Annotated in this window: 9 protein-coding genes and 1 rRNA gene; 5 read left to right on the top strand and 5 right to left on the bottom strand. The window is 74.4% G+C overall.

What is annotated here, in order from left to right; all coding sequences use genetic code 11:
• The first annotated feature begins 247 nt into the window (after positions 1 to 247).
• The 4 genes from JIG38_RS19645 to JIG38_RS19630 are packed head-to-tail and all read left to right on the top strand — an operon-like array spanning position 248 to position 3,863.
• On the top strand, positions 248 to 1,651 hold the full coding sequence (locus JIG38_RS19645; RefSeq protein WP_199425325.1) for an extracellular solute-binding protein: 1,404 nt from the start codon (positions 248 to 250) through the stop codon (positions 1,649 to 1,651).
• A 10-nt stretch (positions 1,652 to 1,661) separates the two neighbouring features.
• Positions 1,662 to 2,633 carry a carbohydrate ABC transporter permease gene (locus JIG38_RS19640; RefSeq protein ID WP_199425324.1) on the top strand — a complete coding sequence of 324 codons (972 nt, stop codon included), beginning with the start codon at positions 1,662 to 1,664 and terminating at the stop codon, positions 2,631 to 2,633.
• Entirely contained in the window at positions 2,630 to 3,565 is a 936-nt protein-coding gene (locus JIG38_RS19635; RefSeq protein ID WP_199425323.1) for a carbohydrate ABC transporter permease, read from the top strand. The genes JIG38_RS19640 and JIG38_RS19635 overlap by 4 nt, the downstream gene beginning before the upstream one ends.
• Positions 3,566 to 3,623: 58 nt before the next feature.
• Positions 3,624 to 3,863, top strand: a complete 240-nt coding sequence (locus tag JIG38_RS19630) for a DUF6480 family protein (RefSeq protein ID WP_199425322.1) — start codon at positions 3,624 to 3,626, stop codon at positions 3,861 to 3,863.
• Positions 3,864 to 3,888: 25 nt separating this feature from the next.
• Here the strand turns inward: JIG38_RS19630 and JIG38_RS19625 are convergent, their stop codons facing one another.
• From JIG38_RS19625 to JIG38_RS19605, 5 genes are all read right to left on the bottom strand, one after another.
• Positions 3,889 to 5,553, bottom strand: a complete 1,665-nt coding sequence (locus tag JIG38_RS19625; RefSeq protein WP_199425321.1) for a RecQ family ATP-dependent DNA helicase — start codon at positions 5,551 to 5,553, stop codon at positions 3,889 to 3,891.
• A 105-nt stretch (positions 5,554 to 5,658) separates the two neighbouring features.
• Positions 5,659 to 6,759: an FAD-dependent oxidoreductase gene (locus JIG38_RS19620; RefSeq protein ID WP_199425320.1), complete on the bottom strand. Its 1,101-nt coding sequence runs from the start codon at positions 6,757 to 6,759 to the stop codon at positions 5,659 to 5,661.
• Between the two features lie 53 nt (positions 6,760 to 6,812).
• Positions 6,813 to 8,354: an FAD-dependent oxidoreductase gene (locus JIG38_RS19615; RefSeq protein WP_199425319.1), complete on the bottom strand. Its 1,542-nt coding sequence runs from the start codon at positions 8,352 to 8,354 to the stop codon at positions 6,813 to 6,815.
• The gene (locus JIG38_RS19610; RefSeq protein WP_199425318.1) at positions 8,354 to 10,630 is read right to left on the bottom strand and encodes a molybdopterin oxidoreductase family protein; all 2,277 of its coding nucleotides are present in this window, start codon (positions 10,628 to 10,630) and stop codon (positions 8,354 to 8,356) included. Before JIG38_RS19610 ends, JIG38_RS19615 begins: the two co-directional genes overlap by 1 nt.
• On the bottom strand, positions 10,630 to 12,054 hold the full coding sequence (locus JIG38_RS19605) for an MFS transporter (RefSeq protein WP_199425317.1): 1,425 nt from the start codon (positions 12,052 to 12,054) through the stop codon (positions 10,630 to 10,632). The genes JIG38_RS19610 and JIG38_RS19605 overlap by 1 nt, the downstream gene beginning before the upstream one ends.
• Before the next feature lie 671 nt (positions 12,055 to 12,725).
• On the opposite strand from JIG38_RS19605, the gene JIG38_RS19600 reads away from it, so the two are divergent.
• Positions 12,726 to 12,999: ribosomal RNA gene (locus JIG38_RS19600) — 16S ribosomal RNA — on the top strand; the annotation flags it as partial.

Raw genomic sequence — 12,999 nt, 5'->3', positions numbered from 1 at the left:
AACCAGCGACACGGGCGCGAACCAGCGACCTCGGCGTACGTGCGCAGGACCGCCACCTCGCGCGAGGCCCCCTCCAAGATCATCGACTTCGACGCGCGGCTCGTCGCGGTGGGTGGTCTACTCGCCTCGGGCGTCCGATTCGTCCCCCCGCCCCGCCGGGCGGCCGCACGGACGGACGCTCGGCGCGACCGATCGGTCCCGCCGCACGGTGGCGTCGCGGTCGACGCCGGTCGACGGAGGAGCAGACATGAGAAGCGCGACGGTGCGGACCTCGGTCCTGGCGACGGCGACCTGCCTCACGCTCGCGGCGTGCGCCCAGGGCACGGCGGGTGAGGGCGGGGGCGGCGGCGACGCGGCCGAGTTCGACCCCGAGGCGGAGCTCAGCGGCGAGATGTCGATCATGGGTTTCGGTCTGAGCGACGAGATCGCCGAGGTGCGCTACGCCAAGGCCCAGGAGGCGCTGGGCGACGGCGTCGAGCTCTCGCTGGTCGAGGGCGACCTCGACATCCAGCAGTTCCTCTCGTCCGTCGCCGCGGGCGACCCGCCCGGGCTCGTCTACGCCAACCGCGACCAGATCGGCACCTTCGCCTCGCGCGGCGCCATCGTCCCGCTCGACGCGTGCATCGAGGGCGAGCGCATCGACACGTCCGTGTTCCGCGAGCCCTCCCTCAACCAGGTGACCTTCGGCGGCTCGGTCTACGGCGTCCCCGAGTTCAACCAGGTCCAGATCACCATGGCCAACGCGTCGCTCCTCGACGCCGCGGGCCTCACCGTCGAGGACGTCAACGGCTCCGACTGGGAGGCCGTCACGGCCGCCACCACGGCGCTCACGCAGGGCAACGGCGGCAGCCTCAGCGTCATCGGGTTCGACAGCAAGCTGCCCGAGTTCCTGCCGCTGTGGGCCCGCAGCAACGGGGTCGACCTGCTCTCGGAGGACGGCCGGACCGCGCAGCTCGACGACCCCGCCGTCATCGAGGCGCTCGAGTTCGCCGTCGGCGTCTACGACGCGCAGGGTGGCTTCGGCGCGGTCAAGGCGTACCGCGACGCGGCCGACTTCTTCGGCGAGGGCAACCAGTTCGCGACGAACGTGCTCGGCGCGATGCCCATGGAGAACTGGTACGTCAACGTGCTCAACGAGGTCTCCGCGGACGCGACGATGGCCTTCGACACCTTCCGCTCGAAGGACGGCGAGCCGCTCGCCTTCGCGGGCGGCTCGGCCTGGGCGATCCCGGCGGGGACCGAGGACACGCAGGGCGCCGCATGCCGCTTCATCCGCACGATGACGGCGACCGACACCTGGATGGCCGCGGCCGAGGAGCGCGTCGCGCTGCGCGCCGAGCAGGGCCGGCTCTTCACCGGCCTGCTCACGGGCAACGCCGAGGCCGACGAGCGGATCCGCTCCGAGCTCATGACCGAGGAGGCGCCCGAGCCGTGGGCGTCGGCGATCGAGGCCATCTACGAGGCCAACGAGGCGAGCTTCACCTACCCCGCCAACCCGGCCGACGCCGAGTTCAAGACGGCCTGGCAGGACGGCGTCAACCGCGTCCTCAACGGCCAGGCGTCCGCCGCCGACTCGATGGCGCAGGCGCAGGAGGAGGCCCAGGCGGCCCTCGACGAGGCGTGGTCCGAGTGGGACGCCGAGCAGGAGTGAGAGGCACGCCGTGAGCGCCTCGACCGCCGCCGCCCCCGGGACCGGACGCGCCACGCGCCGTCCGGCCCGGCGGCCGGGTCAGCGTGCCGCCGACCGGCGCGAGCTGCGCGGTGCGCTGCTCTTCCTCAGCCCGTGGATCGTCGGGTTCCTCGTCTTCACCCTCTGGCCGGTGATCTACAGCGGCTACCTGTCGCTGACCGACTACGACGTGCTGACGGACCCCGAGTTCGTGGGCCTGGAGAACTACGAGCGCATGGCGCAGGACCCGAAGGTCCGCCTCGCGCTCTGGAACACCCTCTACTACACGGTGCTCCACGTGCCCCTGCTGGTGATCGTCTCGCTCGCCCTCGCCCTCCTGCTCAACCAGGCGGGCCGCTCGGCGGGCTTCTTCCGGACGGCGTTCTTCCTGCCCAAGATGACGCCGCCGGTCGCCGTCGGCATCCTCCTGCTGCTGCTCTTCAACGGGCAGAACGGGCTCATCAACACCGTGCTGGGCTGGTTCGGCATCGACGGCCCGGCCTGGACGACCGACCCCGACTGGGTCAAGCCAGGCATCGTGCTCATGAGCCTGTGGGCCGTCGGGTCCTCGGTGATCATCCTGCTCGCGGCGCTGCGCGGCGTGCCGCAGGAGCTCTACGACTCCGCCAAGGTCGACGGTGCGGGCTTCTGGCAGCGCACCACGAGGATCACCCTGCCGATGATCAGCGGGACGATCTTCTTCATCGTCGTCGTGAACACCATCGCGAGCTTCCAGACGTTCACCGAGGCGTACACGGCCTTCTTCGGCTCCGGGAACACCACCTACAGCAACGACGCCGCGCTGTTCTACGTCATCTACCTCTTCCGGCAGGCGTTCGAGTTCCTCGACATGGGGTATGCGTCGGCGCTCGCGTGGCTGCTCTTCGTCATCATCCTCGTCGTCACGATCGTCCAGCTCCGCGTCTCGAAGAGGTTCGTCTTCTACGAGGGGGAGGACCGATGAGCGCCTACGCCGGTGTCGGCTCGCCCGACGCGACCGCGGTCGACGACGTGACGCGTGCGGCCGCCGTCGAGCGGCTGGGCGGCGTGGGGCCCCGGTCGAACCGCCGGCCGGGCGTCGGACGGGTCCTGGTCACCGCGGCGCTCGTCGTCGCCACGGTCATCTTCATCTACCCCTTCATCTGGCTGCTCAGCGCGTCCTTCAAGCCGCGCGGCGAGGTGTTCGACAACCGCCTGATCCCGGAGACGTTCACGGTCGACAACTACCTCGCGGTGTGGCAGGAGGCGCCCATGGCGCTGTGGCTGCTCAACACCGTGGTCGTCACCGTGCTCGCCGCGGTCACCGTGACCATCTCGAGCGCCATGGTCGCGTGGGGCTTCTCCTACTTCCGCTTCCGCGGCCGGGAGACGCTCTTCGGGCTCGTGCTCGCGACGATGATGCTGCCGGGCGCGGTGACGATGATCCCGACGTTCCTCATCTGGAACTCGCTCGGCCAGGTCGGCACCCTCACGCCGCTGTGGGCGGGCAACCTCTTCGGGTCGGCGTTCTACATCTTCCTCATGCGGCAGTTCTTCAAGGGCCTGCCGCGGGACCCGTTCGAGGCGGCGAAGATCGACGGCGCCAACAACTGGACGATGTTCTGGAAGATCGCCCTGCCGCTCACGCGGCCCGCCGTCGTCGTCACGCTGCTGTTCGAGTTCCAGGCGGCGTGGACGGACCTCATGCGCCCGCTCATCTACCTGCGCGACTCGAGCACGTTCACGGTCCCGCGCGGGCTCAAGGCGCTCGTCGACCAGTACGGCTTCGGCGGCGAGTGGCACTGGGAGATCATCGTGACGGCGAGCGTCATCACGACCGTGCCGATGATCATCCTGTTCTTCCTCGGCCAGCGGCACTTCATCGAGGGCATCGCGACGACGGGCTCGAAGGGCTGACCCCGCCGGGTGGTGCCCGGCCGGTTGCGGCTCGGTGGCGCGCGGTTAGCGTGGCGGGATGAGCTTCCCGAGCACCGACCCGCAGCCCGAGCAGACGCCCGGGCTCGAGCCCGGCGGCGGCGTCAACCCGGGCGACACCCCGCCGGGGGAGTCCTCGACGACCGGCGGGGTCAAGCGCGAGCAGCCCGACCTGCCGTCGGCGGGCGCGAACAAGGCCGTCTACGCCGTCATCCTCGGCCTCACGCTGCTGGGCGTCCTCACGTTCGTCGGCTACGCGGTCGGCCTCATCGGCTCCTGAGCCGCCCCGCTCACCCACCGCGGGGTCAGGCGGGGCGGAGCAGGCCCGAGTCGAGCGCGACCGCGAGGTCGAGCGTCGCGTAGCCGCGCTCCTCGAACAGCACCGTGACGCGGTCCGCCTCGACGACCGACACCGTGCCGCCGCCCCACTCGCCGTGCACGACGGCCTGCCCCGCACGCAGCGGCGCGTCGACGACGTCGGCGCTCGTCCCCGCGTCGCAGCTGTCGCACCGTCCGCAGCGCTCGGGGTGCTCCTCGCCGAGCAGCTCGAGCAGCACGCGGCGACGGCAGTCGCTCGTGTCCGCGTACGTCCGGACGAGCTCGACGCGCGACCGGTCGAGCGCGCGCCGGCGCTCGTGCTCCTCGACGACGTCGCGGACGACGGCGGCCGGCGACCGCTCCCCGCGTGGCACCCAGCCCGCGCGCTCCTCGCCCACCGCTCCGACCTGCGCGAGCGCCGCGAGCGCGCGCACGACCGTCCGTCCGGACACCCCCGCCGCCTCCGCGACGGCCGCGCGGTCGAGCGCGCCACCGTCGTCGGCCCCGCGCCGGACGGCGCCGAGCACCGCCCGCAGCGTCGCGCCGCGCGGCGCCCCGCCCGAGCGCAGGTAGTGGTTGAGGCCGACGTCGTCCGGCGTGCGGAACAGCACGGCCACCGCGGGCTCGTCGTCGCGCCCCGCGCGGCCCGCCTCCTGGTAGTACGCGTCGAGCGACGTCGGCGGCCCGGCGTGCAGCACGAAGCGCACGTCCGGCCGGTCCACACCCATGCCGAAGGCGCTCGTCGCGACGACGAGGTCCGCCCGCCCGGAGAGGAACGCGTCCTGCGCGCGCTCGCGCTCCCGCGCCGGCAGACCCGCGTGGTACGCGAGGGCGGGCCGCCCCGCGTCCCCGAGCGTCCGTGCGAGCTCCTCGACGTGGGCGCGCGTCCGGGCGTAGACGATGCCGGCGCCCGCCGTCGCGAGCGCCGCCTCCACCACGGCGGCGTCGCGGTCCTCCTCGCTCGCGGACGTGCGCGCGGCGAGCCAGATGTTCGGTCGGTCGGCGTCGTGCACGAGCACGCGCGGTGCCGCCCGGCCGTCCGTGCCCATACCGAGCCGCTCGACGATCTCCTCGCGCACCTGCGCGGACGCGGTCGCCGTGAGCGCCAGCAGGCGCGGCGCCCCGAGCGCGCGCGCCGCACCCGCGAGCAGCAGGTAGTCCGGCCGGAAGTCGTGGCCCCACTCACCCACGCAGTGCGCCTCGTCCACGACGAGCAGCCCGACGTCGGCCGCCGCGAGCGCCTCCACCACCGCCGCCCGGCCGAGCTGCTCCGGCGCGAGGAGCACGACGTCGACCTCGCCCGCACGCGCGGCCTCGAGCGTGCGGCGCTGCTGCGCCGGCGTGTACGCCGAGCTCAGCGCCCGGGCGCGCAGCCCGACGGCGCCGAGCGCGTCCAGCTGGTCGCGCTGGAGCGCGAGCAGCGGCGAGACGACGACGGTCAGCCGTCCGGCGAAGAGCGTGGCGATCGCGTAGACCGCGGTCTTGCCCGCACCCGTCCGCGCGACGAGGACCGTGTCGCGCTCGGTCAGGCCGGCGAGCGCGTCGCGCTGGGCGTCGCGCAGCACGCCGTCGGGGCCGAGCACCTGCGCGACGGCGTCGTCGAGCGACAGCCCTCGTCTCCGTGCGTGCTGCGGTGCGGCGGTCGTGCCCACGGGCGGTCCTCCGGCTCGGTCGGCGGCGGGGCAGCGCGGCGGTCGTCCGGCGCTGCGGTCGACCGACTCTCGCTCACGTCCCGCGGGCCCGCGACCCGGGCGGCGTCAGCCCCGCACGCCCCCGGAGAACTGCTGCGTGATCGCGGCGCTGAACAGGTCCGCGCCCTTGATGAGGCTCGTCTCGTCGGGGCCGAGCAGCGTGCGGATCCCGCCCGCCTCGACCTGGGACGCGCCGCCGTGCGGTCCCAGCGGCAGGACGATCCGCTCCGGCGCGGCGGTGTAGGTCGCGCTGGGCGCGCGCCCCGCGAGGACGTCGCGGATGTTGTCGGCGACGACCTCCGCGTGCTCGCGCGCCGCGGTCGCGCGCTTGGACTCGCGCACGTCGGTGATGTCCCCGACCGCCCAGACGGCCTGCTGGCCGCGCACGCGCAGGTGCTCGTCGACGGGGATCGTGCCGTCGTCGTGCATGCCGCGGGACAGCTCGGCGTCGAGGTAGCCCGTGAGCGCGCGCGAGCCGTGGCACCGGAACCACATCTGGCCGGACACGGGGACGCCCGCGGTGGTCTCGACCGCGAACGGGCCGTAGGTGCCGACGTCGTACGCCGGCAGGTAGGCGAGCGGCGCGCCGAGCACGAAGCGGACGCCGCGCGACTCGAGCTGCGCGCGGACCGTGGTGCGCAGCTCGGGCAGGTAGTCGCCCGAGAGGATGTCGGGCTCCCGGTCCACCAGGGTGACGCCCAGGCCGGGGAACGCGGACGTCAGCTCACCGGCGAGCTCGAGCCCGACCGGCCCCGCGCCGACGAGGACGACCTGCTCGCACCGGCGCAGCGCGTCGCGCGTGCGCTCGAGGCGCGCCTGCGCGACGGCCGTGTCGTCCTCGAGGAACTTCGCCGGGTAGGGGTAGCCGGTCCCGGTCGCGAGCACGACGTGGTCGGCCTCGAGCGTCTCCGACCCGGAGAGCCGCACCACGCCGGGCGACACGGACCGTGCCCACTCCCGGCGCACGCGCCCGCGGCGCAGGAGCGCGTCGTAGGAGTGGAAGACGCGCGCCTGCCACGCCGGGTCCACGAGCGCGCGCAGCGTCCCGACGGCGTGCACGAACTGGTTCTTGGGCTCGACGAGGACGACGTCCGCGACGTCGTCGAGCGCCGTCGCCACCGCCACCCCGCCGTACCCGCCACCCACGACCACCACGCGCTGCTGCATGCGTCCATCGTCCGCAGCGGCCCGCCGCGGTGCGTGGGACCAACGGTCCGCGGTCAGCGCGCGACGGCCTCCTCGGGGTCCGGCGCCCGGACCGAGGACGCACCGGGCGCCGTGGCCGCCGCCGGCTCGTCGGCCGACGGGTCGCTGCGCCGCAGCCAGTCGACGATCCCGCACACCGCCTCGGTGCAGCCGCCGCACCCGGTGGTGGCCCGGGTGCGCCGCGCGACCTCCTCGACCGACCGGGCGCCGTGGCGCCAGCACGCGACCACGTCGCCCTTCGTCACCCCGTTGCAGCGGCACACGGTGGCGCGGTCCGGCATGAGCGTGGGGGAGGGCTCGGCGCCCTCCGCGGCGGCGCCGCGCACGGGCCGCAGCAGCAGCTGGGCGGGGTCGCGCGGGGCCGGCGTGCGTCGCGCGTAGGCCGCGACGAGGTCGGCCGCCACGGGACCGGCGCCCACGCACGTCGCCCCGACGACGACGCCGTCGTGCACCACGACCTCGACGTGCCGCCCCGCCGTCGGGTCGCCGAGGCGCACGGACCGCGCCGCCGCGGCCTCGGGCGACCGCCGGCTCCCGCACACGCCCATCGCGACGACCTCGAGTCCCGCGGCCTTGAGGCGCACGACGTCGGTCCCGTGCACGGGCTCGGGCGCCGCCACCGCGACCTCCCGGCCCCCGGCGCGCGCGCCGAGGAGCGCGGCGAGCCGGCGAGCCTGGTCCCAGCCCTGCGCGACGAGCCCGGTCGCGCCCTCGGGCGGCTCGGCGCAGTCCCCGACGGCGAACACGGCCGGGTCGGACGTCGCCCCGTCCGTCCCCACGACGACGCCGCGGCGCACGGCGAGCCCGGCGGCCGCGGCGAGACCCGTCTCGGGGACCGTGCCGGTCGTGAGCACGAGGAGGTCGGCAGGCAGCACCCGCTCGATCTCGGCGGTGGCGACGCGCACGCCGCGCACGTGCCGGTCCTCGAGGACGACCTCGCGCGTCTGCGCGCCCGTGACCTGCGCGACGCCGAGCCGGTCGAGCCCCGCCGCGACCGCCGCCGCGGCCTCGTCGTCGAGCTGGCGGTCCATGACGTGGGCGCCCGCGTGCACGACGGTCACGTCGAGCCCCCGCCCCGCGAGCCCGCACGCGGCCTCGAGCCCCAGCACGCCCCCGCCGACGACGACGGCCCGGCGGGCGTTGGCGCTGGCCGCGACGATCTCGCGCGCGTCGTCGAGCGTGCGCAGCGCGTGCGCCCCGGCCGGGAGCGGCACGAGGCCCGGGAGGTCCGGCACGCGCGCCCGGGCCCCGGTCGCGAGGACGAGCGCGTCGTACGTGTGCGCGGCGCCGGCGTCGTCGAGCACGACCCGGGCCGCGCGGTCGATCGCGAGCGCGGTCGTGCCCGCGTGGACGGCCGCGCCGGCCGTCTCACCGGGCCGCGGCAGCATGATCGACGCCACGTCGACCCTCCCGGCCACGACCTCGCTGAGCAGCACCCGGTTGTAGGGCTCGTAGGGCTCGGCGCCGAGCACGGTGACCTCGACGTCCCCCGCGTCCGCGAGGTCCTCGACCAGCCGCGACCCGACCATCCCGTGGCCGACCACCAGCACGCGCATCACGCCTCCACCCGCTCGTCCGCCGCGGCCGCGGCCCAGCCCGGGATCGGGGTGGGCGCGACCGGCGGGCGCGGCGTCGTCGGCGCGCCCCTCTCTGCCCCTGCGGTGCGTCGTGCGTGCGGAGCGTCCGCCGCCGCCGCCCGCACCTGCACCGCGCTGACCTTGAACTCGGGCATGCCCGAGACCGGGTCCGTCGCGTCCGTCGTGAGGCGGTTCGCGCTGCCCTCGCCCGCCCAGTGGAACGGCATGAACACCGTGTCCGGCCGGGCGCCCGCGGTCACGTGCGCGACGGCGACGGCGGTGCCGCGCGCCGACGTCACCTCGACGAGCTCGCCGTCCTCGACGTCGATCCGCTCGGCGAGGAGCGGGTGGAGCTCGACGAAGGGCTCGGGCTGCGCGCTCGCGAGCGCGCGCACGCGGCGGGTCTGGGCCCCCGACTGGTAGTGCTGGAGCACGCGTCCGGTGACGAGCCAGAGCGGCGTCGCCGGCCCCAGCGCGTCGGACGGCCCCCGGTGGTCCACTGCGACCATCCGCCCCCGCCCGTCAGGCGTGGGGAAGGACTCGAGGAACAGGCGCGGCGTGCCGGGGTGCGGCGCGCCGTCGGCGCCCGCCGGAACCGGCCAGTGGAGCGCGGCCCCCTCGGCCTCCGCGGCGTCGAGCCGTGCGTGGGACAGTCCGCTGTAGTCGGCGGGCCCGCCCGCGCTCGCGCGCGCGAGCTCGTCGAACACCGCCGCCGGCTCGGTCGGGAAGAGGCGGTCGGCGTCCGGCACCCCGAGGCGCACGGCGAGCGCGTGCAGCACGTCGAGCTCCGACCGCACGCCCGTCGGTGGGGGCAGCGCCCGCCGTCGGCGCAGCACCCGTCCCTCGAGCGACGTCATCGTCCCCTCCTCCTCGGCCCACTGCGTGACCGGCAGCACGACGTCGGCGAGGCGCGCGGTCTCCGACGGCACGAGGTCGCACACGACGAGCAGGTCGAGCGCCTCGAGGCGCTCGCGGACGCGGTCGGCGTCGGGGGAGGAGACGACGAGGTTGCAGCCGTGCACCAGGAGAGCACGCACGGGACCCCCGCAGCGGCGCAGCAGCTCGACGGCGGGCACGCCGGGCCCGGGCAGGGTCGCCTCGTCGACGCCCCAGACGGCCGCGACGTGGGCGCGCGCGGCGGGGTCGTCGATCTTGCGGTAGCCCGGCAGCTGGTCCGACTTCTGCCCGTGCTCGCGCCCGCCCTGCCCGTTGCCCTGGCCGGTGATCGCGCCGTACCCGCTGCCCACGCGCCCGGGCAGGCCGAGCGCGAGCGCCAGGTCGATCGCCGCGGTCACGGTCGCGGTGCCCTGCGTGCTCTGCTCGACGCCCCGGCCCGTGAGCACGTACGCGCCGGCGCCGCCGCGCGACGGGGAGGCGGCGGCGAGCAGCCGTGCGGCGCGGCGCAGGTCCGCGGCGGGGACCCCGGCGACCTGCTCGACGCGCTCGGGCCACCACGCGGCGACGCTCCGCCGCACGTCCTCGAGCCCCGTGGTCCGGGCGGCGAGGTAGGCGTCGTCGGCGAGCCCCTCGACGAGCACGACGTGCAGGAGGCCGAGGAGCACGGCCAGGTCGGTCCCGGGCACGGGCGCGAGGTGGAGGCCGGCGTCGTCCGCGAGCGCCGCGGTCGCCGAGCGCCGCGGGTCGACGACGACCAGGCCGCCGGCCGCACGGGCCCCCGCGAGGTGCGCCACGGCGGGCGGCATCGTCTCGGCCAGGTTCGACCCGAGCAGGAGCACGGCCTGGGCGCCGCCCAGGTCCGCGAGCGGGAACGGCAGCCCGCGGTCGACGCCGAACGCGCGGTTCGCCGCCGCCGCGGCGCTGGCCATGCAGAACCGGCCGTTGTAGTCGATGAACGGCGTGCGCAGGGCGACGCGGGCGAACTTCCCGAGCGCGTAGGCCTTCTCGTTGGTGAGCCCGCCCCCGCCGAACACCCCGACCGCCTCGCGCCCGTGCTCGGCCCAGACCTGGAGCAGCCGCCGCGCGACGACGTCGAGCGCCTCGTCCCACGACACGGGGTGCAGCTCGCCGTCGGCCCCGCGCACGAGCGGCGTCGTCAGCCGGTCCGGCGCGCGCAGCACCTCGGCCGACGTCCACCCCTTCTGGCACAGGCCCCCGCGGTTCGTCGGGAAGTCCCGACCCGCCACGGTGACGGGCAGCGAGGTCGCGCCGACGGGCCTGTCCGCCCCGCCGGCCGGCGGGGCGGACAGGGTCTGCGCGCACTGCAGCGCGCAGTACGGGCAGTGGGTGGCCGTCATCAGATCCCTGCGGCGGCCATCGGGGCCGAGCGGCGCGTGTACACGGCCCACGTCACCGCTCCCATGAGCACGTAGACGCCGACGAAGGTCCACAGGGCCGGCTGGAGCGAGCCCGCGAGCTCGTTCGACACGGCGAACCCGCGCGGGATGAGGAACCCGCCGAACGCGCCGACGGCGCCCGCGATGCCGATGCACCCGGCGGCGGCCTTGCGCGAGCGGGCGAGGCGCTCGGGCGTGGTCGCCCCGACGCGGAAGACCGCCGGGATCATCCGGTAGGTCGCGCCGTTGCCGGCGCCGGTGGCGACGAAGAGCACGAGGAACGAGCCGAGGAAGAGCCCGAAGCTGTGGGTGCGCAGCGCGGCGATGGCGCCCACGGCGCCCGCCGCCATGACCGCGAACGACGCGATCGTCATGCGTGCCCCGCCCCACCGGTCGGCGAGGCTGCCCCCGAACGGCCGGGCGAGCGACCCGACCAGGGCGCCGAGGAAGGCGACCTGCAGGCCGACCTCCGGGAACTGACCCGCCAGCAGCGTCGGGAACGCCCCCGAGTACCCGATGAAGCTGCCGAACGTCCCGATGTAGAGGAAGGAGATGATCCAGGTGTGCCGGTTGTGCACCGCCGCGCCGAACGCCTTGTAGTCCGCCTTGGCCGTGGTCAGGTTGTCCATGAGCCGCCAGGCGAGGAACGCCGCCAGCAGGATGAGCGGGATGAACATGAGCCCCGCGCGCTCGAGCGCGATCCCGGCGCCCGCGACGATGACCAGGGGCACGGCGAGCTGCACGGCGGCCGTGCCGAGGTTGCCGCCCGCCGCGTTGAGCCCGAGCGCCCGACCCTTCTCCCGCTCGGGAAAGAAGAAGGAGATGTTCGCCATCGAGGACGCGAAGTTGCCGCCGCCGAGCCCGGCGAGCGCCGCGACGAGCAGGAGCATCCCGAACGGCGTCGACGGGTCGCTCACGGTCCAGGCGAGGAGCCCGGCGGGGAGCAGCAGGAGCAGTGCCGAGACGATCGTCCAGTTGCGGCCGCCGAACAGCGGCACGGCGAACGTGTAGGGGATGCGCAGCGTCGCGCCCACGAGGCTCGGCACGGCGATGAGCCAGAACTGCTGGTCGACGGTGAGGGCGAACCCGACGCTCGAGAGCTGCGGGACGACGATGCTCCACGAGGCCCAGACGGCGAAGCCCAGGAACTCGGCGAAGATCGACGGGTAGAGGTTGCGGCGCGCCACGCGCCGCCCGCCCCCCTCCCACGCCGCGGCGTCCTCCGGGTCCCACCCGTCGATCCAGCGACCGCGCCGGCGGACCAGCGCCGCGGACGCCGAGGACGTCGCGGCGGCGGCGGTGTCCACGGTGGCCGTGGCGGTGGGCCCTTCGGTGCGGCCCGGGCCGGGCGGCGTCGGGTCCGGCGGGGTGAGCGTCGCGGTCATCGGTGCCTCCTGGGGAGTCTCGGCCGGTGGTCTCGGCTGCCGACGACGCTAGGGAGCGGGTGTTTCGGGCCGAGGCCCCGGGGTGTTACCTCCGCGGAACGCTGTCCGCACGGCCCGCGCCCGAGCCCTGTGAGGTCCGTGGGCCACCCGACGCCCGGCCACCCGACGTTCACCCGACCGCGGTTTGGAGCACCCCTTGGGGTCGTGTAACGTACTCACGCACCCCCAGGGAGGCACGGACAGCGGAGCGATCCGCAGGCCGGTCCCGGGCAGGTGCCACCCCACTCCTCTCGAGGCGCTTCGCGCGCCCCGATGACGCGTGGGGGCAGCCGGAGAAGATCAAGTCCAGCGGATTTGACACCGACCGGCCGCCGTATAAGATTGAGAGGTTGCCTCCGGACAGGCCTGAGAGGGTCTGGATGGATGTGCGTCTGTTCTTTGAGAACTCAACAGCGTGCCAAAAGTCGATGCCGTTTGTCGGTGTCTGCGGGTGTTGCTCATCGTTGTGGTGGGTGGTGTTCGTGGGCGGACCGATGTGGTGTCGGATGAATGTTTAACGTCAGTTGTACATTTTGATGATGCCAGTTGATAACTGGACCTGCTCCTGGTGAGTGGGTCTGCTTCGTGTGTTGGTTGCCCTGCTGCTTCGGTGGTCGGGGTGCCTATAGACATCTACGGAGAGTTTGATCCTGGCTCAGGACGAACGCTGGCGGCGTGCTTAACACATGCAAGTCGAACGGTGATCTCGGTGCTTGCACCGGGTGATCAGTGGCGAACGGGTGAGTAACACGTGAGTAACCTGCCCCCGACTCTGGGATAACCCCGGGAAATCGGAGCTAATACCGGATACGAGACGCACAGGCATCTGTAGCGTCTGGAAAGAATTTCGGTCGGGGATGGACTCGCGGCCTATCAGCTTGTTGGTGGGGTAATGGCCCACCAAGG

Source organism: Actinotalea solisilvae (assembly GCF_016464425.1).
Taxonomy (GTDB): domain Bacteria; phylum Actinomycetota; class Actinomycetes; order Actinomycetales; family Cellulomonadaceae; genus Actinotalea; species Actinotalea solisilvae.
This window is presented reverse-complemented; position numbering and strand designations above follow the sequence as displayed.